Consider the following 21,229-nt stretch of genomic DNA (forward strand, 5'->3'; position numbering starts at 1 on the left):
ATATCCTTTAATATCGATAAGTAATTCTTGCTTTTGACAAATCGTAAGGACTCATTTCTAGTTTCACTTTATCACCAGGTAATAATTTGATGTAATGCATTCGCATTTTACCAGAAATATGAGCAATTACAATATGTCCATTTTCTAACTCTACACGGAACATAGCATTTGACAATGCTTCTATAATTGATCCGTCTTGTTCTATTGCTGATTGTTTTGCCATAAATATATTAAGCTACCGCTTTTCTATTTTTACCAGTCTTCATTAAACCATCATAATGTTTGTTTAACAAATATGAATTGATCTGCTGAATAGTATCTATTGCAACACCAACCATAATTATTAATGAGGTACCTCCAAAAAACATTGCCCAAGATTGTTGTACATCCATAATACTTACAACAATAGCTGGGAACACAGCAATCAAAGCAAGGAATAAAGATCCTGGGAAAGTTATTAAAGACATCACTTTATCAAGGAAATCAGAAGTTTCTGCTCCAGGACGAACTCCAGGAATAAAACCACCGCTTCTTTTTAAATCATCAGCCATTTTGTTAGTAGGTACAGTGATTGCAGTATAAAAGAATGTAAATACAATAATTAAAGTTGCAAAAACAAAATTATACCAGAAACCAAACATATTACTAAATGCACCAACAATAGATTGTGATGTATCTGATTTAGACAATCCAGCTACAGCCGCAGGAATAAACATAATTGCCTGAGCAAAAATAATTGGCATAACTCCGGAAGCATTAAGCTTTAGAGGAATCCATTGTCTATTACCTCCTGCCAAATCTTGTTCGTAATCTCCTGTAGTTGTACGACGAGCATACTGTACAGGGATTCTACGTACTGCCATTGTAAGCAATACACAAGAAATGATAACTAATAACCAAACAATAATTTCAATAACTAATAACATTGGACCTCCATTGTTATTGGTAACACGAGTTGTAAACTCTTGGATAAAAGCTTGCGGTAAACGAGCTAAAATACCAACCATAATTAACAATGAAATACCATTTCCAATACCTTTATCTGTAATTTTCTCACCCAGCCACATAGCAAAAATTGTACCAGTAACCAAAATGATAACAGACGAGAACAAAAATTCAGGAGAATTAAAGCCTAGCAAAAATGCATTACTAGGCAATGTTCTGTATAAATTATAGATATAAGTTGGACCTTGAACCAATGTGATAGCGATTGTCAACCAACGAGTGATTTGATTAATCTTTTTTCTACCACTTTCCCCATCATTTTGAAGTTTTTGTAAATATGGAATCGCAATCCCCATCAACTGAACAACAATAGACGCAGAAATATAAGGCATGATACCTAAGGCAAAAACTGAAGCCTTAGAGAAAGCACCCCCGGTGAACATGTCTAGAATAGATCCTAGACCATTTTTAGTTTGTCCCGCTAAACCAGTCAATTGCGTTGCGTCAATTCCAGGAAGCGTAACGTGTGCTCCAAAACGATATACTAAAAGCAATCCTAAAGTAATTAAGATTCTATTCTTTAGTTCTTCGATTTTCCAAACATTACTTATTGATTCAATAAATTTCTTCATCTTAATAGATAAGTTATATAGTTACAGCCTCTCCACCAGCAGCTTCAATAGCAGCTTTTGCAGTAGCAGTAAATTTGTGGGCAGTTACTTTTAATTTCGCTTTCAATTCTCCTCTACCTAAAATCTTAACGATTTCATTTTTAGTAGCCAAACGATTTGCTACGAAATCTGTCATTGAAACAGAATCAGTAATTACACCGTTATCAACTAATAATTGAAGAGTATCTAAATTAACACCTTCGTATTCTTTACGATTGATGTTTTTGAAACCAAACTTAGGTACACGTCTTTGAAGTGGCATTTGCCCTCCTTCAAAACCAATCTTTTTAGAATAACCAGAACGAGATTTTGCTCCTTTGTGTCCACGTGCAGCGGTACCACCTTTTCCAGAACCTTCTCCTCTACCTAATCTTTTATTTTGATTGTGCGTAGATCCTTCAGCAGGTTGTAAGTTACTTAAATTCATAACAGTATTTGTTATTTAGCTTCTTCTACAGAAACTAAGTGTTTAACTTTGTTTATCATCCCAAGGATAGCAGGATTTGACTCATGCTCCACAACTTGTCCAATTTTACGTAGACCTAAAGCTTCCAAACCTCTCTTTTGAGAAAGAGGGCAGTTGATTTTGCTTCTTACTTGTTTTACTAATAATTTAGCCATAATTTCCTAATTAACCTTTAAAAACTTTTTCTAAAGAAACTCCTCTCTGTTTTGCAACAGTATGAGCGCTTCTCATTTGCAATAAAGCATCAAAAGTTGCTTTTACTACGTTATGTGGATTTGATGATCCTTGAGATTTAGACAATACATCGTGAATACCTACTGACTCAAGAACTGAACGAACAGCTCCACCAGCAATAACTCCAGTACCATGAGACGCTGGAATTAAGAATACACGTGCACCACCAAATTTACCTTTTTGTTCGTGAGGAACAGATTGTCCGTTCAAAGGAATTCTAACTAAGTTTTTCTTAGCATCTTCTACTGCTTTCGCAATTGCTTCAGAAACGTCTTTAGATTTTCCTAATCCGTGACCAACTACTCCATTTTCATCACCTACAACTACAATAGCAGAAAAACCGAAAGCTCTACCACCTTTTGTAACTTTAGTAACACGATTAACACTAACTAGACGATCTTTTAATTCAAGACCACTAGGTTTTACCAATTCTACATTTTTGTATTTAGACATAATATATTAGAATTTAAGTCCAGCGGCTCTTGCGCCTTCTGCTAATGATTTAATACGACCGTGATACAAATATCCACCTCTGTCAAAAGTGATGGTATCAATCCCAGCTTTTAACGCTTTCTCTGCAACTAGTTTTCCAACAGCAGCAGCTACTTCAACGTTAGTACCGTTTCCTATTTCTTTTTCTCTTGAAGATGCAGCTAATATAGTAACTCCATTTACATCATCAATGATTTGAGCGTAAATTTCTTTATTACTTCTAAAAACAGAAAGTCTAGGTCTTGCAGCAGTACCACTAACCGATTTTCTAATTCTGAATTTAATTCTCTGTCTTCTTTCAGATTTTGTTAATGACATAATCTTATATTTTAAGCTGATTTACCTGCTTTTCTTCTTAATACTTCACCCACAAATTTAACACCTTTACCTTTGTATGGCTCTGGCTTACGGAAACTTCTGATTTTCGCAGCAACTTGTCCTAAAAGTTGTTTATCAAACGATGTTAATTTTACGATTGGGTTCTTACCTTTTTCAGATACTGTTTCTAAAGATACTTCTGGAGCAATCTCTAAAACAATATTGTGAGAATATCCAAGAGCTAAATCTAACTTTTGACCTTGGTTTGAAGCTCTATAACCAACTCCAACTAATTCTAGTTCTTTTGTGAAACCTTCAGAAACACCAACAACCATATTACTGATCAAAGATCTGAATAATCCGTGTTTTGCTCTATGGTCTTTATGATCAGATGATCTTTCTACTGAAACTTGATCACCTTCAACAGTTACAGTTACGTCCGAAAACTCCTGAACTAGTTGACCTCTTTTTCCTTTTACTGTAATAATACCGTCTTTAACTTCTACAGTTACACCAGCAGGGATTACAATTGGGCTTTTACCTATTCTTGACATCTTATCTAGTGTTTAAAATTAGTATACGTAACAAATTACCTCACCACCTACATTTAATTGCTTAGCTTGTTTTCCAGTCATCAAACCTTTTGATGTAGAAACAATAGCAATTCCTAATCCGTTAAGGATTCTTGGCAATTTGGCAGCACCAGCGTACTTACGTAAACCTGGTTTACTAATTCTTTGGATATCTTTAATTACAGGCTCTTTAGTATCTTTATCATACTTCAAAGCAATTTTGATAGAACCTTGTACAGTATTCTGCTCAAATTTGTAACTTAAGATGTAACCTTGATCAAATAAGATCTTAGTTATCTCTTTTTTAAGATTAGATGCTGGAATTTCAACAACTTTGTGGTTTGCAGCCACAGCGTTACGAACTCTAGTCAAATAATCTGCAATAGGATCTGTATACATATGTATTTGATTGCGATTATGGTTTTCGGGAGACACCCGTCTCCCGAACCTTTAATCAATTAAAATTATTTTTTGGTTTGCAAAAGTAATAACTTATTGCGAGATTACCAAGAAGCCTTTTTAACTCCTGGAATTAACCCATTGTTAGCCATTTCACGGAAAGTTACACGTGAAATACCGAATTGACGGATATAACCTCTAGGTCTACCTGTTAACTTACAACGATTGTGTAAACGAACTGGTGAAGCATTTTTAGGTAATCTTTGTAAACCTTCGTAGTCTCCAGCTTCTAATAAAGCTTTTCTCTTCTCAGCATATTTAGCTACCGTTTTCTCTCTTTTAACCTCGCGGGCTTTCATTGATTCTTTAGCCATGTCTTAATTCTTTTTAAAAGGTAATCCTAATTCAGCCAATAATGACTTTGCTTCCTTGTCTGTTTTTGCAGTAGTAACAAAAGTAATATCCATTCCTGAAATTTTGTTTACTTTGTCAATATCAATTTCTGGGAAAATGATTTGCTCTAAAACTCCAAGATTATAGTTACCTCTTCCGTCGAATCCAGTAGCTTTAATACCACCAAAATCTCTAACACGTGGTAAAGCAGAAGTGATAAGTCTATCTAAAAACTCATACATTCTTTCTCCACGTAAAGTAACTTTTGCTCCAATAGGCATTCCTTTTCTCAATTTGAAAGACGCAACGTCTTTCTTAGAGATTGTAGAAACTGCTTTTTGTCCAGTGATCTTTGTCAACTCATCAACTGCATAGTCAATAAGTTTTTTATCAGATACAGCTGCACCAACTCCACGGCTCAAAACGATTTTTTCAAGTTTAGGAACTTGCATTACGTTTGTATATCCGAACTCTTCTTTAAGAGCAGAGATTACTCTACTCTTATATTCTTCTTTTAGTCTAGGTGTATATGCCATTACTATAGTACTTGATTAGATTTTTTTGAAAATCTTACTTTCTTATCTCCTTCTACTCTAATACCTACTCTAGTTGTTTCCTTAGTTTTAGGATCAATTAGAGAAATGTTAGAAATTTGAATAGAAGCCTCTTTCTTAACGATACCACCTTGAGGGTTTTTAGCACTTGGTTTTGTATGTTTTGAAACCATGTTTACACCTTCAACTATCGCTTTATTTTTCTCACGGTAAACACGTAAAACTTTACCTTCAGCACCTTTATGGTCTCCAGCAATAACTCTTACGATATCTCCTGATTTTATTTTTAGCTTTATCATCTTAAAAACGAATTAAAGCACTTCTGGTGCTAATGATACAATTTTCATGAATTGTTTTTCACGAAGTTCTCTTGCTACCGGACCAAAAACACGAGTTCCTCTCATTTCTCCTGCAGCATTCAAAAGAACACATGCATTGTCATCGAAACGGATATAAGAACCATCAGCTCTTCTCACTTCTTTTTTAGTACGCACAACAACTGCAGTTGAAACAGCTCCTTTTTTCACGTTTCCGTTTGGAGTTGCATCTTTGATAGAAACTACAATTTTGTCACCAACAGAGGCATATCTTCTTTTAGTACCTCCTAAAACACGAATAGTTAAAACTTCTTTAGCTCCCGTGTTATCTGCTACTTTTAGTCTTGATTCTTGTTGTACCATAATTATTTAGCTCTTTCTAAGATTTCAACTAATCTCCAACATTTTGTTTTACTTAAAGGACGCGTTTCGCTAATTCTTACAGTATCTCCAATGTTACAGTCGTTTGTTTCGTCGTGTGCAACATATTTCTTAGTTTTCAACACGAACTTACCGTATAATGGGTGTTTTACTTTTCTTACCTCAGAAATAACGATAGATTTATCCATCTTATTTGAAGTAACAACACCTATTCTTTCTTTTCTTAAATTTCTTTTTTCTTCCATCTTTCAGCAGAATACAATTATTGTAACTCTCTTTTAGTTAACTCTGTAGCTAATCTTGCAACTGTTCTTCTAACGCTTCTAATTTGAAGTGGGTTAGCAATTGGAGAGATAGCATGAGCCTTTTTTAGGTCAGCATATACTTTCTTAGTTTGACTAAGCTTTTCTTGCAACTCCGCTGCAGAAAGATCTTTTATTTCTGATTGTTTCATAATAAATATAAATTATGCTTCGAAATCTCTAGCAACGACGAACTTAGTTTTTACTGGAAGTTTTTGAGCTGCAAGACGTAAAGCCTCTTTTGCAACTGACAATGGAACTCCTCCAACTTCAAACATAATTCTTCCTGGTTTAACAACAGCAGCCCAATACTCAACTGCTCCTTTACCTTTACCCATACGTACTTCAAGAGGTTTCTTAGTGATAGGTTTGTCTGGGAAAATTTTAATCCATAATTGTCCTTCTCTCTTCATGTAACGAGTTGCAGCAATACGTGCAGCTTCGATTTGACGAGATGTTAAGAACATTCCATCTTCATGTACAGATTTAATTCCAAACATTCCATTTGAAAGTTCGTGCCCTCTTTGAGAGTTACCTTTCATTCTACCTTTTTGTACCTTACGGTATTTTGTTCTTTTAGGCTGTAACATTTTTCTTTAGTTTAAAAATTTACTTTCTTTTACGAGCGTCTGGTTTTCCACCTTTGTTAAAGTTAGATTTGCCTCTAGGAGCATCTCCACCTTTTCCACCACCTGTACCAGATTGTTTTTTGTCCATTCCAGCAAGTGGAGAAAGTTCTCTCTTACCGTAAACTTCACCTTTCATGATCCATACTTTAATCCCCATTCTACCGTAAGTAGTATGAGCTTCAGCAAGAGCATAATCAATGTCAGCTCTGAAAGTTGATAGAGGAATTCTACCTTCTTTGAAACCTTCCGAACGCGCCATCTCAGCACCATTCAAACGACCAGAAATCAAAACTTTGATACCTTCAGCATTCATACGCATAGAAGCAGCAATAGCCATTTTGATTGCACGTCTGTAAGAAATACGGCTTTCGATTTGACGAGCGATGCTTGTCGCCACAAGATAAGCATCTAACTCAGGTCTTTTAATTTCAAAGATGTTGATTTGAACCTCTTTGTCAGTAACTTTCTTAAGTTCTTCTTTTAACTTGTCTACCTCTTGCCCACCTTTTCCGATAATGATACCAGGTCTAGCAGTAGTGATAGTAACGGTTACAAGTTTCAAAGTTCTCTCGATGATTACTTTAGATACACTAGCTTTTGATAAACGAGCGTGGATATACTTTCTGATTTTGTGATCTTCAGCTAATTTATCGCCGTAATCATTTCCACCATACCAGTTTGAGTCCCATCCTCTGATGATACCAAGTCTATTTCCAATTGGATTTGTCTTTTGTCCCATGCTGCTTAAGAATTGCTTTGTGTGTTATTGATAGCTCCAAGCACGATTGTTACGTGATTAGAACGTTTTCTTATTCTGTGTGCACGACCTTGAGGAGCTGGACGAAGTCTTTTCAACATCATTCCACCATCTACTCTGATCTCTTTAACAAATAATCCAGCCTCTTCTAAATTACCTTCACTATTTTTTTGCTCCCAGTTGTTGATTGCAGATAATAATAGTTTTTCTAATTTTCTTGAAGCTTCTTTAGAACTGAATCTTAAAATGTTAAGTGCTCTTTCTACCTTCTGACCTCTTACCAAGTCCGCTACTAAGCGCATTTTTCTAGGTGAAGTAGGGCAGTTATTCAATTTTGCGAAAGCGATAGACTTATTAGCCTCTTTTCTCGCATCTGCTGTTTCTCTTTTACGAACTCCCATTGCTTCTTTTATTTTTTACCTTTATTTTTTGCTCCAGCATGACCTCTAAAAGATCTAGTTGGTGAAAACTCTCCTAATTTGTGACCTACCATGTTTTCTGTTACGTAAACTGGTACAAATTGACGACCGTTATGAACTGCGATAGTTTGTCCAACGAAATCTGGTGTAATCATTGAAGCTCTAGACCAAGTCTTAACAACTGCATTTTTACCACTTTCTACGTTTTCTTGAACTTTCTTGTCTAATTTATAATGAACGAAAGGTCCTTTTTTTAATGAACGTGCCATATCTTATTATTTCTTTCTACGTTCTACGATATACTTGTTACTCGGGTTTTTCTTAGAACGAGTTCTGTAACCTTTAGCTGGCAATCCGTTTCTTGAACGTGGGTGCCCTCCAGAAGAACGTCCTTCACCACCTCCCATAGGGTGATCAACTGGGTTCATCGCTACTGGTCTAGTTCTAGGTCTTCTTCCTAACCATCTTGTTCTACCTGCTTTTCCAGATACAACTAATTGGTGGTCAGAATTAGAAACAGCTCCAATTGTAGCCGAACAAGTTAATAAGATTAATCTTGTTTCACCTGATGGCATTTTAATTGTTGCGTATTTCCCGTCTCTTGCCATTAACTGAGCAAAAGTTCCAGCTGAACGAGCAATAACAGCTCCTTGTCCTGGACGTAACTCAATACAAGATATAACAGTTCCAAGAGGAATTCTGCTTAAAGGTAAAGTATTACCGATTTCAGGTTGAGACTCTGGTCCAGAAACTAATTTCTGACCAACTTTCAATCCGTTTTGTGCGATAATATAAGTTTTCTCTCCATCAGCATAAGCTAATAAAGCAATAAATGCAGTACGATTTGGATCGTATTCGATTGATTTCACTGTAGCTGGAATTCCATCTTTAGTTCTTTTGAAATCGATAATACGATATCTCTGCTTGTGACCACCACCCGTATAACGCATGGTCATCTTTCCTTGACTATTTCTACCTCCTGAGTTTTTTATCGGCGCTATCAAAGAGCGTTCCGGCTTATCAGTTGTAATAGCGTCATAACCATTCACAACTCTAAATCGCTGACCCGGGGTAATAGGTTTTAATTTTCTTACTGACATTTTTCTATCTTAGATATTGTTGTAAAAATCAATTGTTTCTCCTTCTTGTACTTGAACAATTGCTTTTTTGTATGCATTTGTCTTTCCACTGATTAAACCACTTTTAGTGTATTTAGTAGATCTATCTGGTCTCACATTCATTGTGTTAACAGAAACGATAGTTACTCCATAAGCAGCCTCAACAGCTTTCTTAATCTCAACTTTGTTTGCTTTTTTGTTAACAACGAATCCGAAGCGATTTAGAACTTCACTTTCTTTGGTTACTTTTTCCGTTACTATAGGTCTAATAATGATGCTCATATTCCTATTATTTACTTAAATTTTCTTCAATTAACTCTAAAGAACCCTCTAAAAGCACTAAATTATTAGCGTTTAATATTGCGTAAGTGCTTAATTCTGAGCTAGTTACGACACTTGAAGCCTTTAAATTACGTGACGACAAATATACGTTTTTATTTGACTCGCCCAATACAAATAAAGATTTTTTATTTTCTAACCCTAAAGCTTTCAAAACGTTAATGAAATTTTTAGTGTTTGGTGCTTCAAAATTAAAGTCTTCTACAACTACGATATTTGACTCTTTTGCTTTGATTGAGAAAGCAGATTTTCTAGCCAATCTTTTTAAACCTTTATTCAATTTAAATGAATAACTTCTTGGTCTTGGACCGAAAACTGTTCCCCCACCTTTAAACAAAGGATTCTTAACACTTCCTGCACGAGCAGTACCAGTTCCTTTTTGTTTTTTAATCTTACGTGTACTTCCAGTTACTTCAGCTCTTTCTTTAGCTTTGTGAGTACCTTGTCTTTGATTAGCAAGATATTGCTTAACATCAAGATATACAGCGTGATTGTTTGGTTCAATTGCGAATACTGAATCAGAAAGTTGAACTTTTCTTCCAGTATCTTTTCCGTTGAAATCTAATACTTTTACTTCCATTACTTCTGAATGATTACATAAGAGTTTTTGTGACCAGGAATACATCCTTTAACAACAAGTAGATTCTTTTCAGCAACTACTTTTAAAACTCTAAGGTTTTGAACTTTTACATTTTCTCCTCCCATTCTTCCAGCCATACGCATTCCTTTGAATACTCTAGATGGATAAGAAGAAGCTCCTACAGAACCTGGCGCTCTTAAACGGTTGTGCTGACCATGAGTAGCTTGTCCAACCCCACCAAAACCGTGACGTTTAACAACACCTTGGAAACCTTTACCTTTAGACACACCTTGTACATCTACAAATTCTCCTTCTTCAAAAATAGTAACATCAATAAGATCTCCTAATTTTTGTTCAGTTGCAAAATCTTGGAATTCAACGACTTTTTTCTTAGCAACAGTTCCAGCTTTTTTAAAGTGACCTAAAGCCGCTTTAGTAGAATGTTTCTCGTTTTTGTCATCGAAACCAAGTTGCAACGCTTCATACCCGTCAACCTCGTTGGTTCTGACTTGGGTAACAACGCATGGTCCAGCTTCGATTACTGTACAAGGAATGTTTTTCCCGTTTTCGTCGAAAATACTAGTCATGCCGATTTTCTTACCAATTAACCCAGACATAAATATTAATTATTAATTACTAAAATTCCCTTCAATTTGAAAATAACAGAAATTTCCAAACAGGGAGTGCAAAAGTAGATATTAAAATTGAATAAACCAAACGGTTACAAAAATTAAATCGCTCATTATCAAAATCCAAGCATCAAAACAACACCAAAACAAGCTTCTTTTACCCAAAAAGACAAATCAAACTTTTCCGCCAAAACCAATATCACACTTAACAATTATTTAAAAAATTCACAACATAAAACCGCCGCACATCCTTAAAACAAAGACTTTTACATCTTTTACCAAATTTTACAACTGCAAAAATATTTCACCAAAAACAACTATTTAACAACAAAAAAAAAGCGAGACATTCCTGTCTCGCTTTTTATATAAAAAAAATATAAAAAATTATACTTTTATCTCTACTTCAACACCACTTGGCAATTCAAGTTTCATTAAAGCATCAATTGTTTTAGATGAAGATGAATAAATATCAATCAATCTCTTGTATGACATTACCTCAAATTGCTCTCTCGCTTTTTTGTTAACGTGCGGAGAACGTAATACAGTGAAAAGTTTTTTGTGAGTTGGCAACGGAATTGGACCTGTTACAACTGCTCCAGTAGTTTTTACTGTTTTTACGATCTTTTCAGCAGATTTATCTACCAACATGTGATCGTAAGATTTTAGTTTTATTCTGATTTTTTGACTCATTTTCTTAAAATTAAGCGTTACCTTTTGCTTTTTTGATTACCTCTTCTGAAATATTAGAAGGTGTTTCTGCATAGTGAGAAAACTCCATTGTCGAAGTTGCTCTACCAGAAGATAATGTTCTTAATGTAGTTACATAACCAAACATTTCTGATAAAGGCACATCAGCTTTAATAGTTTTAGCACCATTTCTATCACCCATGTCATTAACTTGACCTCTACGACGGTTCAAGTCACCTACGATATCACCCATGTTTTCTTCAGGAGTAATAACTTCGATTTTCATGATTGGCTCAAGAATAACAGCTCCAGCAGCACGTCCTGATTCTTTATAACCCATTCTAGCAGCTAATTCAAATGAAAGAGCATCAGAATCCACAGGGTGGAAAGATCCGTCTAATAAAGTTACTTTCAAACTATCAACAGCATATCCAGCTAATGGACCTGTTTTCATAGCCTCACGGAAACCTTTTTCAACAGCAGGGATATATTCTTTAGGAACGTTACCACCTTTTACCTCATTTACGAACTGTAATCCTACAGGAACTTTACCATCAACTTCATCAGCAGGCTCGATTCTAAATACGATATCACCGAATTTACCACGACCTCCAGATTGTTTTTTGTAAGTTTCTCTATGTTGAGCAGATTTAGTAAACGCCTCTTTGTACTCTACTTGTGGCTCACCTTGGTTAACCTCTACCTTAAACTCACGTTTCATACGATCAACTAAGATATCTAAGTGAAGCTCACCCATACCAGAAATAATAGTTTGACCTGAAGCCTCATCAGTTCTTACAGTAAATGTTGGATCCTCTTCAGCTAATTTAGCTAAAGCCATACCCATTTTATCAACGTCAGCTTTAGTTTTAGGCTCAATAGCAATACCAATTACAGGCTCTGGGAACTTCATAGATTCCAAGATAATTGGATGTTTTTCGTCAGATAAAGTATCTCCAGTTTTAATATCTTTAAATCCTACAGCAGCCCCAATATCTCCAGCCTCAATATATTCAATTGGATTTTGTTTGTTAGCATGCATTTGGTAAATACGAGAAATTCTCTCTTTGTTACCAGAACGAGTATTTAAAACATAAGAACCAGCATCCAAACGTCCAGAGTAAGCACGGAAGAAAGCTAAACGACCTACGAATGGGTCTGTAGCAATTTTAAATGCCAAAGCAGCAAATGGCTCTTTTACATCTGGTCTACGTAAAATCTTCTTTTGATCTTCTTCTAATAATTCAGCATCGTCAGGGTGAATTCCTTCAATACCTTCTTTATCCAATGGAGATGGCAAATACTTACAAACAGCATCTAACATAAATTGAACTCCTTTGTTTTTGAAAGAAGAACCAGCAAGCATTGGAATGATAGCCATATCAATAGTAGCTGCTCTCAATGCATTGTTAATTTCTTCTTCAGTAATAGAGTTCTCATCCTCCATATACTTATCTAAAAGATTTTCATCATAAGTAGCAATCTCTTCAATAAGAATAGAACGATAATGTTTAACATCATCAACCATATCAGCTGGAATATCCACAACGTCAAAAGTAGCCCCTTGAGTCTCATCATGCCATACGATAGCTTGATTTTTAACCAAGTCAACAATACCTTTAAAATCTGCTTCATCACCAATAGGTAAAGTAATCGCAACCGCATTCGATTTCAACATATCTTTAACCTGTCCACATACAGCTAAGAAGTTAGCACCTTGACGGTCCATTTTGTTTACGAATCCCATACGAGGAACTCTATATTGATCAGCAAGTCTCCAGTTAGTTTCTGATTGAGGCTCAACACCGTCAACAGCACTAAATAAGAAAACTAAACCATCAAGTACACGTAAAGAACGGTTTACCTCTACAGTAAAGTCAACGTGTCCAGGAGTATCAATAATATTAAAGTGGTATGGTAATGATTCTGGAATAACTTTACCTTGTACAGTTGGAAAGTTCCAAGTACAAGTTGTAGCAGCAGAAGTAATTGTAATACCTCTTTCCTGCTCTTGAGCCATCCAGTCCATTGTTGCAGCACCATCGTGCACCTCACCAATTTTGTGTGACTTTCCAGTATAAAAAAGAATACGCTCAGTTGTTGTTGTTTTACCAGCATCAATGTGAGCAGCGATTCCGATATTTCTTGTATATTTTAAATCTCTAGCCATTTCTTTACGAATTAAAATCTAAAGTGAGAGAATGCTTTATTAGCTTCTGCCATTTTGTGAGTATCCATTCTTTTCTTAACTGCAGCACCTTCTTCTTTAGCAGCAGCTAAACACTCAGAAGCTAAACGTTGTGCCATAGATTTTTCATTTCTTCTTCTAGAATAAAGTATTAACCACTTCATTGCCATAGAAATTTTTCTGTCTGGACGAATTTGCATTGGAATTTGGAATGTAGCTCCACCAACTCTACGGCTACGTACTTCTACGTGAGGCATAACATTAGTTAAAGCATCTTTCCAGATCTCTAATGAAGTTTTCTCATCATTTTGCTTTTTAGTTTCAATGATGTCAATTGCATCATAAAATACTTTAAAAGCTGTAGATTTCTTACCATCCCACATTAAGTTGTTCACAAAACGTGTAACTAATTGGTCATTAAACCTTGGATCCGGTAAAAGTGGTCTTTTCTTTGCCGCTCTTTTTCTCATGTCTTTTTCTTAAAAGTTTTTAAATTACTTTTTTGCTTCTTTTGGGCGTTTAGCACCGTACTTAGATCTTCTTTGCGTTCTTCCTGCAACACCTGACGTATCAAGAGCTCCACGAACGATATGATATCTAACACCTGGTAAATCTTTTACCCTTCCACCTCGCACTAATACTATCGAGTGCTCTTGTAGATTATGTCCTTCTCCTGGGATGTAAGCATTCACCTCATTACCATTTGTCAAACGTACACGCGCAACTTTACGCATTGCAGAGTTTGGTTTTTTTGGTGTAGTAGTGTAAACACGCGTACAAACCCCTCTTCTTTGAGGACAAGAATCTAAAGCAACCGATTTACTCTTCTTAGTGATCTGAGTTCTTCCTGTTCTTACTAATTGTTGAATTGTTGGCATAATTAATACTAAAAATTATTATGTTTATTAAATTCCCGCTTTTTACGGGGTTGCAAATGTATAAAATATTTTTCACTATACAAACGTTAAACCATTAATTTTCAATAAGATTATTTAGGCTTATGATTTTACAAACAAACAATAGATATTTGCAATACTTTTAATAAATGAAACAGTTGCCTTTGAAACACTTAATACAAATATTTCTTTTTTTATCTTTAAGCATTTCTGGTAATGCACAAAACTTTTACTTAAAAATAAACGGAACCAACAATATCGAAAACAAAATTATTGATTCATTAAACTACAATCACCTACATCCAAATCTAAAATCACTATTAAACGAAACGAGAAATACAACCGAAAAGCTTTCTAAGATTGGATATCTCAACTGCAAAACACTAAAAACCAACAAAATAAACGACAGCACATACACTACCCTTATATCATTAAACAAAAAGATAAAATACATACATATATATATAGGAACAAACAACCCTCTTTTTAAAACTGAAAAAATTAAAAATAACAGTCTAATTATTCCTTATCGCGAATTAGAAAATTACCTAAATCAAAAAATATTAGAAGCCGAAAGGTTAGGTTTTGCGCTGAGCAAAATTAAACTAGAAAACATTCAAAAAAAAGACACAGTACTTTATGCTGATTTAAGCTTTAAAACTGAAAAACAGCGTAACATAAATTCAATTATTCTAAACTACGCAAATCAAAATGAGAGAAACTTTTTCCCGGATAGTCATCTAAAGCAGCTTCGTAAAAAATATTTAAACAAAACTTTTAATCAGGAAATCACAAAAGAACTTTATCAAGACATCAACAACTATGAATTTGTCAATCAGGTAAAATACCCTGAAATTTTATTCACAAATGACTCGACTAAAATCTATACTTATATAGAAAGAAGAAAAGCTAATACATTTGATGGCTACATAGGTTTTTCAAACGACGATAGTAAAAAAATACGCCTTAATGGATATTTAGACATTTCATTAATAAACATACTCCATTCGGGCGAACAGTTTTCTCTATACTGGAAAAGTGATGGCAACAAACAAACAACCTTTAATACAAGACTTGAAATTCCATATATTTTCCAAACCGCACTAGGGATAAAAGCTCAACTTAATATTTTTAAACAGGACAGCACATTTCAAAATACAAAAACTGCGATCGACCTTGGTTATTATTTAAATTACAATTCTAAAATATACATTGGATACCAATCAACAGAATCAAGCGACATTCAAAACACCAACAGCACAACGTTAAGCGATTTTAAAAACTCATATATTACTTCCTCAATAGAATACAAAAAAAACAATTACTCCAACGATTTGTTTCCAAGAAAATCACATGCCAATCTATTATTTGGCTACGGAAAAAGAAGCACAAACAACTCTTCTGAAACTACAGAAAGAACCAATCAGTTTTACACGAACTTAAATCTATCTTATAATTTCGAATTAAACAAAAAAAACTTTATCTATATCAACCCTCAAATCCTATATCTAAAAAGTGATAATTACATAATCAATGAACTTTTTAGATTTGGAGGATTAAACTCAATTCGAGGTTTTTCAGAAAATAGTCTACAAGGAAATATTGCAAATTTACTCATCACCGAATATAGATATTTACTTAGCCCAAATTTATACATACACACAATTCTTGATTACGGAATTTACCAAGACCAAACTTCAGTAAGAAACAATAAAAAATTTAATAATTTAATCAGTGCCGGTGTAGGTTTAGGACTACTAACAAAGAGCGGTTTATTAAAGGTAATAATCGCCAATGGAAGCACAAATGAAGCCGAAATAAAATTTTATAACAGTATACTAACAATCTGTTATAATGTTAAATTTTAGTCTATTACAAAAATACATTAACAAAATATTAGGAAATTAGGTAATTTATTACGAATATTACACAACTAATCCAAAATATTTGTTAATATGAAATCAAAACCAAACAGATTCTTAGTGCTTTTATTAGCACTAATCGCGCAGCTAACCTTTGCGCAAGAAAGAACTGTTTCAGGTATTGTTACCGACGATGCAGGCATGCCTTTGCCAGGTGTAAGTGTATTAGTAAAAGGAACAAAAACTGGAACGCAAACCGATTTTGACGGAAAGTATTCTATTAAAGCGACATCAAGTCAAATTTTAGTTTTTAGCTACATTGGAATGAAATCTCAAGAATTTCCAGCTAGCTCAACAAAAGTCAATGCTAAATTATCCAGCGACGCACAACAACTTGAAGGAGTAGTCGTTACAGCTTTAGGATTATCAAGAGAGAAAAAATCTCTTGGTTACGCAACCCAAGAAGTCAAAGGAGAAAATTTAGCCGCAGTTAAAAGCGACAACTTCGTAAATGCCATTTCAGGAAAAGTTTCTGGTGTACAAGTAAAAAGAACAACGAACTTTGGCGGTTCCACTAATATTGTAATTAGAGGAAATTCTTCTCTAACAGGAAACAACCAAGCTTTATTTGTTATTGATGGGGTTCCGGTAAGCAATAACAATTCAAACACAAGAGATCAGGAACAATCTGGAGCAGGTTATGACTACGGAAGCGCTGCATCAGACATTAATCCAGAAGACATCGAATCCATCAACGTTCTTAAAGGCTCTGCCGCAAGTGCTCTTTATGGATCGAGAGCCGCTAATGGTGTTGTCGTTATAACAACAAAAAAAGGAAACAAAAAAGCAAAAGGCTACTCTATTACTGTTAATTCAGGTGTAACAATAGGCTCTGTCGACAAAAGCACTTTCATAAAATATCAAAACCAATATGGCGCTGGATATGGTCCTTATTATGGCCCTGACGAAGATTCGTATTTAGACCGTATCGATATAAATGGAGACGGGGTATTAGACAATGTAACCCCATTAACAGAAGATGCTTCTTATGGACAAGCTTTTAATCCAAATTTAATGGTTTACCAATGGGACGCATTTTACCCTGAGTCTCCAAATTACATGAAAGCTACACCTTGGGTAGCCGCAAAAAATGGTCCAATTACTTTCTTTCAAAAACCAGTAGCTCTTACCAATTCTATTTCAATCGATAAAGGTCTAGAAAATGGCTATTTAAGATTAGGAGCAAACAATCTTGATCAAACTGGTTTACTCCCAAACAGTAGCTTGAAGAGAAATACTTTTACCTTGAACGCTTCTACTCTTATCAACGACAGATTAACTATTGCTGGATATGGAAACTTTACAAAAACAAGTACAATTGGTAGAAACAGCACAGGATACAATGACAATATTGCTGGTAATTTTAGACAATGGTGGCAAACTAACGTTGACATAAAAGGCCTGAAACAAGCTTATGATCTTACAGGACGCAATGTAACATGGAACCCAAAATCTTATCAAGAGCCTACTCCAGCATTTTGGGACAACCCATACTTTCAACGTTATGAAAATTACGAATCAGACAGTAGAAGCAGATTTATTGGCAACATCTCTTTAAACTACAAAATTGCAAACTGGTTAGATGCTTTCGGAAGAATGTCTGTTGATACGTATGATGAACTACAGGAAGAAAGAAGAGCTATTGGAAGTGTACCTGTTGATTTTGGTATTGGAACTGGAGGTGGCGACGGCTCCCTTAATAGAAATCCAGCATCATCAGGTTACTCACGCAAAAACATTGGATTCAGTGAATACAACTATGACTTCATGCTAAATTACAACACAGACATTACAGAAAAATTAAATCTAAAAGGTGTTGTCGGAGTAAATATTAGAAGAAGTTATTACAATTCGATATTTGCAGCAACAAACGGTGGACTTGCCATACCAAAATTATACTCCCTTCAAAACACTAAAAGTCCACTATTGGCACCAATCGAAAGAGATGAATCTATAGGTGTGGATGGTATTTACGGAAGCGCATCTTTTGGATATGAAGATTACTTATTCTTAGAGGGAACAATTAGAAGAGACCACTCTTCAACTCTTCCGGAAGCCAATAGCAGCTATTACTACCCTTCTGTTTCTTCCAGTTTTGTATTCTCTAAATTCATAGAGGCAGATTGGCTGTCTTTTGGAAAAGTACGACTTAATTATGCTGAAGTAGGAAATAGCCCTGGCTTTGATAGAGTCCTAGACACCTATGCAGTTAACACAGCATTTGGAGCGGCATCAGCATCAGTAAAAGACACCAAAAACAATCCTAACCTAAAACCTGAACGTACAAAAAGCTACGAAGCAGGTTTAGAACTTTCTTTCTTTAAAAAGAGATTAGGTTTTGATTTCTCTTATTACAAATCCAATTCAATTGATCAGATAATTCCATTGAGACTTACCTCCTCTACAGGGTATTTATATGAATTAATTAATGCTGGGGAAATTGAAAACAAAGGAATCGAAATAAGCTTAAATGGTACTCCGATAAAAACGGACACTTTTACATGGGATATAAACTTAAACTTTGCCAGAAATAGAAACAAAGTATTAGACCTGTTAGACGGAATTGACAATCTACAACTAGGTTCTTTTCAAGGAGGTGTAACAATAAATGCCGCTATTGGGCAACCATACGGTGTAATATACGGCACAAAATATACTTACTTAAACGGACAGCGAGTTGTTGACCCAAGCAATGGTCAATATATAAAAACTTCAACATCTGATAATGCGATTGGAAATGCAAATCCAGATTATACAGGAGGTTTAAATAACAAATTCACTTACAAAAACTTTTCAGTTGAATTCTTAATCGACATGCAAAAAGGAGGACAGATATTCTCATTAGACCGTTATTATGGTTTAGCAACAGGTCTGCCAGACGACACTGCATATTTAAATGAACTTGGAAACCCTATCAGAAACCCATTGACTTCTGGATCTGATAGCGGAGGATTTATAAATCCAGGAGTAAATCCAGATGGCACAGTAAACACTACCAGAATTGAGGCAAGCCGATTTGGCGCTCAAGGCTACAGAAGAGGCCTACCAGACGAAGCATTTGTATATGACGCAAGCTATATCAAACTAAGACAAACAGCAATCTCATATTCTTTATCAGAAAAAGTATTAAAAAATACATTCATAAACGGAATGACTTTTAGCGTTGTTGGAACAAACCTTTGGATTATACACAAAAACTTACCAGATGCAGATCCAGAATCAGGATTAGGAGCAGGTAACTTGCAAGGCTACTCAACAGGATCTTTGCCATCTACAAGAGACATCAGCTTCAACATTAAAATTCAATTTTAAACCTAGAAATCATGAAAAAGATATTCATAATCTTACTAACCGCGGTAACATTCTCGTCCTGCTCTGATGATATAGAAAAATTAAACGTGAACGTAAAAGATCCGTCAAACGTACCAGGAGAAGCTTTATTTACAAGTGCGCAAAAAAGCTTGGTAGACCAAATGACCAACACAAATGTCAACAATAATATATTCAGACTAATTAATCAATATTTCACAGAGACAGTTTACACAGACGAAAGCAATTACGACTTAGTTACAAGAACAATCCCAGAACAACACTGGCAGTTCTTATACAAAGATGTACTAAAAGATTTAGATCAAAGTGCTATCAATATTACCAATACTCCACTTGGCTTAACAGAAAACCCTTTAGACAAACAAAACAAACTTGCAATTATAGAAGTTTTAAACGTTTACACTTACGCGGTTTTAGTTGAAACATTCGGCAATATTCCATATTCTCAAGCTATAAATCTAAACTACAAAACGCCAAAGTACGATGATGGCCTGACAATTTACAAAGATTTAATCAGCAGACTAAACACTGCAATTACCAAACTAAACACTGGTGGCAAAAGTTTCGGGGACAATGACAGGATATACGGAGGTGATGTAGTAAAATGGATCAAGTTTGCAAACACCCTAAAATTAAGAATGGGTATAACGATTTCCGACATTCCTTCTGAAAGTGCATTGGCTCAAGCTACTGTATCAAGTGCCGCTCCGCATGTATTCACGTCAAATCTTGACAATGCAGACCTAAAATACCTTACAGCTACACCAAACACCAATCCATTATATGTAGATCTTGTTGCAAGTGGTCGTGACGATTTTGTTCCAACGAGCACTATAATAGATATGATGAATAATGTGAATGACCCAAGACGTGCAAAATACTTTGACGACAATATGGATGACCCATCTACTCCAGAAATAGAATATATAGGTGGTGAGAATGGATCTGCAAATTCATTTTCACAAAAAACACATATTACACCAACAATTCAGGCTCCAGACTTTCCCGGAACAATTTTAGACTACGCTGAAGCTGAATTTCTATTAGCAGAAGCTGCCGAAAGATCTTTATACCAAACTCCTGCAAATGCAGAAGCGCACTATAATGCAGCAATAACCGCTTCTATTTTGGATTGGGGAGGAACAGAAGCTGACGCTACAACTTACTTAGCGAATCCTGATGTTGCGTACACAACTGCTGCAGGAACTTGGAAACAAAAAATAGGCACTCAAAGCTGGATAGCTTTTTATAACAACTCATTTGAAGGATGGTCGTTCTACAGAAGATTAGACTTTCCTGTCTTAGTTGCACCTCCTGATGCAGTATCAGGTTTCCCAATGCGCTACACCTATCCAATAATCGAACAGTCATTAAATAAAGCCAGCTACACAGAAGCAAGTGCCGCAATTGGTGGCGACGCTGTAGAAACTAAACTGTTTTGGGATATATTCTAAATTATATTCTAAATTATATTCTAAACTATATTATAAACTATATTATAAAATAGACAAAAGCGGTTGCATAATATTAATGCGACCGCTTTTTTTTATAAAAAAATAACTTAAATTTTACATTTACCTTATTTTAATTACACCCGTAAAAAAGAAAAGCTATTAAAATTACAAATTGAAAAACACATTTCCATTCTTACCGATAGCAAAAAAATGGTTAATTTTTCAAAACAATTTTAT

29 protein-coding genes are annotated in these 21,229 nt (G+C 35.1%); 3 read left to right on the forward strand and 26 right to left on the reverse strand.

The features are described 5' to 3' along the window. Positions 1-7: 7 nt before the first annotated feature. The 26 genes from infA to rpsL all read right to left on the reverse strand — a co-directional run bounded on the left by infA (position 8) and on the right by rpsL (position 14,268). Positions 8-223, reverse strand: a complete 216-nt coding sequence (gene infA / locus ABXT06_RS16175; protein WP_007136545.1) for a translation initiation factor IF-1 — start codon at positions 221-223, stop codon at positions 8-10. 7 nt (positions 224-230) lie between these two features. Beyond that, positions 231-1,577 carry a preprotein translocase subunit SecY gene (gene secY / locus ABXT06_RS16180; protein WP_007803669.1) on the reverse strand — a complete coding sequence of 449 codons (1,347 nt, stop codon included), beginning with the start codon at positions 1,575-1,577 and terminating at the stop codon, positions 231-233. Between the two features lie 13 nt (positions 1,578-1,590). Further along, positions 1,591-2,043 (reverse strand): 50S ribosomal protein L15, encoded by a 453-nt coding sequence (gene rplO / locus ABXT06_RS16185; RefSeq protein ID WP_109190654.1) that lies wholly within the window; start codon positions 2,041-2,043, stop codon positions 1,591-1,593. Positions 2,044-2,054: 11 nt separating this feature from the next. Then, positions 2,055-2,237, reverse strand: a complete 183-nt coding sequence (gene rpmD / locus ABXT06_RS16190; RefSeq protein ID WP_008464315.1) for a 50S ribosomal protein L30 — start codon at positions 2,235-2,237, stop codon at positions 2,055-2,057. A gap of 10 nt (positions 2,238-2,247) precedes the next feature. Next, the gene (gene rpsE / locus ABXT06_RS16195; protein ID WP_085949269.1) at positions 2,248-2,772 is read right to left on the reverse strand and encodes a 30S ribosomal protein S5; all 525 of its coding nucleotides are present in this window, start codon (positions 2,770-2,772) and stop codon (positions 2,248-2,250) included. Positions 2,773-2,775: 3 nt separating this feature from the next. Beyond that, a complete protein-coding gene (gene rplR, locus ABXT06_RS16200) occupies positions 2,776-3,126 on the reverse strand; it encodes a 50S ribosomal protein L18 (protein ID WP_354591676.1) in 351 nt (116 codons plus the stop codon). 11 nt (positions 3,127-3,137) lie between these two features. Then, positions 3,138-3,680 (reverse strand): 50S ribosomal protein L6, encoded by a 543-nt coding sequence (gene rplF / locus ABXT06_RS16205; protein WP_354591677.1) that lies wholly within the window; start codon positions 3,678-3,680, stop codon positions 3,138-3,140. Positions 3,681-3,698: 18 nt separating this feature from the next. Next, entirely contained in the window at positions 3,699-4,097 is a 399-nt protein-coding gene (gene rpsH / locus ABXT06_RS16210) for a 30S ribosomal protein S8 (RefSeq protein WP_008464306.1), read from the reverse strand. Positions 4,098-4,201: 104 nt separating this feature from the next. Further along, a complete protein-coding gene (rpsN, locus tag ABXT06_RS16215) occupies positions 4,202-4,471 on the reverse strand; it encodes a 30S ribosomal protein S14 (protein WP_008464305.1) in 270 nt (89 codons plus the stop codon). Positions 4,472-4,474: 3 nt separating this feature from the next. Then, complete coding sequence (gene rplE / locus ABXT06_RS16220; RefSeq protein WP_012022484.1) at positions 4,475-5,026, reverse strand: 50S ribosomal protein L5; 552 nt, start codon at positions 5,024-5,026, stop codon at positions 4,475-4,477. Between the two features lie 2 nt (positions 5,027-5,028). Then, the gene (gene rplX, locus ABXT06_RS16225; protein ID WP_007803650.1) at positions 5,029-5,343 is read right to left on the reverse strand and encodes a 50S ribosomal protein L24; all 315 of its coding nucleotides are present in this window, start codon (positions 5,341-5,343) and stop codon (positions 5,029-5,031) included. Positions 5,344-5,355: 12 nt separating this feature from the next. After that, the gene (rplN, locus tag ABXT06_RS16230) at positions 5,356-5,724 is read right to left on the reverse strand and encodes a 50S ribosomal protein L14 (RefSeq protein ID WP_007803649.1); all 369 of its coding nucleotides are present in this window, start codon (positions 5,722-5,724) and stop codon (positions 5,356-5,358) included. 2 nt (positions 5,725-5,726) lie between these two features. Beyond that, the gene (gene rpsQ / locus ABXT06_RS16235) at positions 5,727-5,987 is read right to left on the reverse strand and encodes a 30S ribosomal protein S17 (RefSeq protein WP_012022485.1); all 261 of its coding nucleotides are present in this window, start codon (positions 5,985-5,987) and stop codon (positions 5,727-5,729) included. A gap of 17 nt (positions 5,988-6,004) precedes the next feature. Further along, positions 6,005-6,196 (reverse strand): 50S ribosomal protein L29, encoded by a 192-nt coding sequence (gene rpmC, locus ABXT06_RS16240; RefSeq protein ID WP_354591678.1) that lies wholly within the window; start codon positions 6,194-6,196, stop codon positions 6,005-6,007. Between the two features lie 12 nt (positions 6,197-6,208). Continuing rightward, on the reverse strand, positions 6,209-6,634 hold the full coding sequence (gene rplP / locus ABXT06_RS16245) for a 50S ribosomal protein L16 (RefSeq protein WP_008464295.1): 426 nt from the start codon (positions 6,632-6,634) through the stop codon (positions 6,209-6,211). A 19-nt stretch (positions 6,635-6,653) separates the two neighbouring features. After that, a complete protein-coding gene (gene rpsC, locus ABXT06_RS16250) occupies positions 6,654-7,412 on the reverse strand; it encodes a 30S ribosomal protein S3 (RefSeq protein ID WP_008464292.1) in 759 nt (252 codons plus the stop codon). 5 nt (positions 7,413-7,417) lie between these two features. Further along, a complete protein-coding gene (gene rplV, locus ABXT06_RS16255) occupies positions 7,418-7,831 on the reverse strand; it encodes a 50S ribosomal protein L22 (RefSeq protein WP_007803631.1) in 414 nt (137 codons plus the stop codon). Positions 7,832-7,839: 8 nt separating this feature from the next. After that, positions 7,840-8,118, reverse strand: a complete 279-nt coding sequence (gene rpsS, locus ABXT06_RS16260) for a 30S ribosomal protein S19 (protein WP_008464288.1) — start codon at positions 8,116-8,118, stop codon at positions 7,840-7,842. 6 nt (positions 8,119-8,124) lie between these two features. After that, complete coding sequence (gene rplB, locus ABXT06_RS16265) at positions 8,125-8,949, reverse strand: 50S ribosomal protein L2 (protein ID WP_008464287.1); 825 nt, start codon at positions 8,947-8,949, stop codon at positions 8,125-8,127. Positions 8,950-8,958: 9 nt separating this feature from the next. Then, positions 8,959-9,249, reverse strand: coding sequence for a 50S ribosomal protein L23 (gene rplW, locus ABXT06_RS16270; protein WP_008464286.1), 291 nt, complete (start codon positions 9,247-9,249; stop codon positions 8,959-8,961). Between the two features lie 7 nt (positions 9,250-9,256). Continuing rightward, positions 9,257-9,886 carry a 50S ribosomal protein L4 gene (gene rplD, locus ABXT06_RS16275; protein ID WP_163401238.1) on the reverse strand — a complete coding sequence of 210 codons (630 nt, stop codon included), beginning with the start codon at positions 9,884-9,886 and terminating at the stop codon, positions 9,257-9,259. Continuing rightward, a complete protein-coding gene (gene rplC / locus ABXT06_RS16280; RefSeq protein WP_144217592.1) occupies positions 9,886-10,503 on the reverse strand; it encodes a 50S ribosomal protein L3 in 618 nt (205 codons plus the stop codon). The genes rplD and rplC overlap by 1 nt, the downstream gene beginning before the upstream one ends. Before the next feature lie 396 nt (positions 10,504-10,899). Next, positions 10,900-11,205 carry a 30S ribosomal protein S10 gene (gene rpsJ, locus ABXT06_RS16285; protein WP_007803605.1) on the reverse strand — a complete coding sequence of 102 codons (306 nt, stop codon included), beginning with the start codon at positions 11,203-11,205 and terminating at the stop codon, positions 10,900-10,902. Positions 11,206-11,215: 10 nt separating this feature from the next. Next, positions 11,216-13,372 carry an elongation factor G gene (gene fusA, locus ABXT06_RS16290; RefSeq protein WP_354591679.1) on the reverse strand — a complete coding sequence of 719 codons (2,157 nt, stop codon included), beginning with the start codon at positions 13,370-13,372 and terminating at the stop codon, positions 11,216-11,218. An 11-nt stretch (positions 13,373-13,383) separates the two neighbouring features. After that, positions 13,384-13,860, reverse strand: coding sequence for a 30S ribosomal protein S7 (gene rpsG / locus ABXT06_RS16295; RefSeq protein ID WP_026727879.1), 477 nt, complete (start codon positions 13,858-13,860; stop codon positions 13,384-13,386). A gap of 24 nt (positions 13,861-13,884) precedes the next feature. Beyond that, positions 13,885-14,268 (reverse strand): 30S ribosomal protein S12, encoded by a 384-nt coding sequence (gene rpsL, locus ABXT06_RS16300; RefSeq protein ID WP_007136570.1) that lies wholly within the window; start codon positions 14,266-14,268, stop codon positions 13,885-13,887. Positions 14,269-14,435: 167 nt separating this feature from the next. On the opposite strand from rpsL, the gene ABXT06_RS16305 reads away from it, so the two are divergent. The 3 genes from ABXT06_RS16305 to ABXT06_RS16315 all read left to right on the forward strand — a co-directional run bounded on the left by ABXT06_RS16305 (position 14,436) and on the right by ABXT06_RS16315 (position 20,992). Further along, a complete protein-coding gene (locus tag ABXT06_RS16305) occupies positions 14,436-16,154 on the forward strand; it encodes a BamA/TamA family outer membrane protein (RefSeq protein ID WP_354591680.1) in 1,719 nt (572 codons plus the stop codon). 87 nt (positions 16,155-16,241) lie between these two features. After that, a complete protein-coding gene (locus tag ABXT06_RS16310) occupies positions 16,242-19,520 on the forward strand; it encodes a SusC/RagA family TonB-linked outer membrane protein (protein WP_354591681.1) in 3,279 nt (1,092 codons plus the stop codon). 11 nt (positions 19,521-19,531) lie between these two features. Further along, on the forward strand, positions 19,532-20,992 hold the full coding sequence (locus ABXT06_RS16315; protein ID WP_354591682.1) for a SusD/RagB family nutrient-binding outer membrane lipoprotein: 1,461 nt from the start codon (positions 19,532-19,534) through the stop codon (positions 20,990-20,992). Positions 20,993-21,229 lie beyond the last annotated feature (237 nt).

This window comes from Flavobacterium sp. UW10123, assembly GCF_040538975.1.
Taxonomy (GTDB): Bacteria; Bacteroidota; Bacteroidia; order Flavobacteriales; family Flavobacteriaceae; genus Flavobacterium.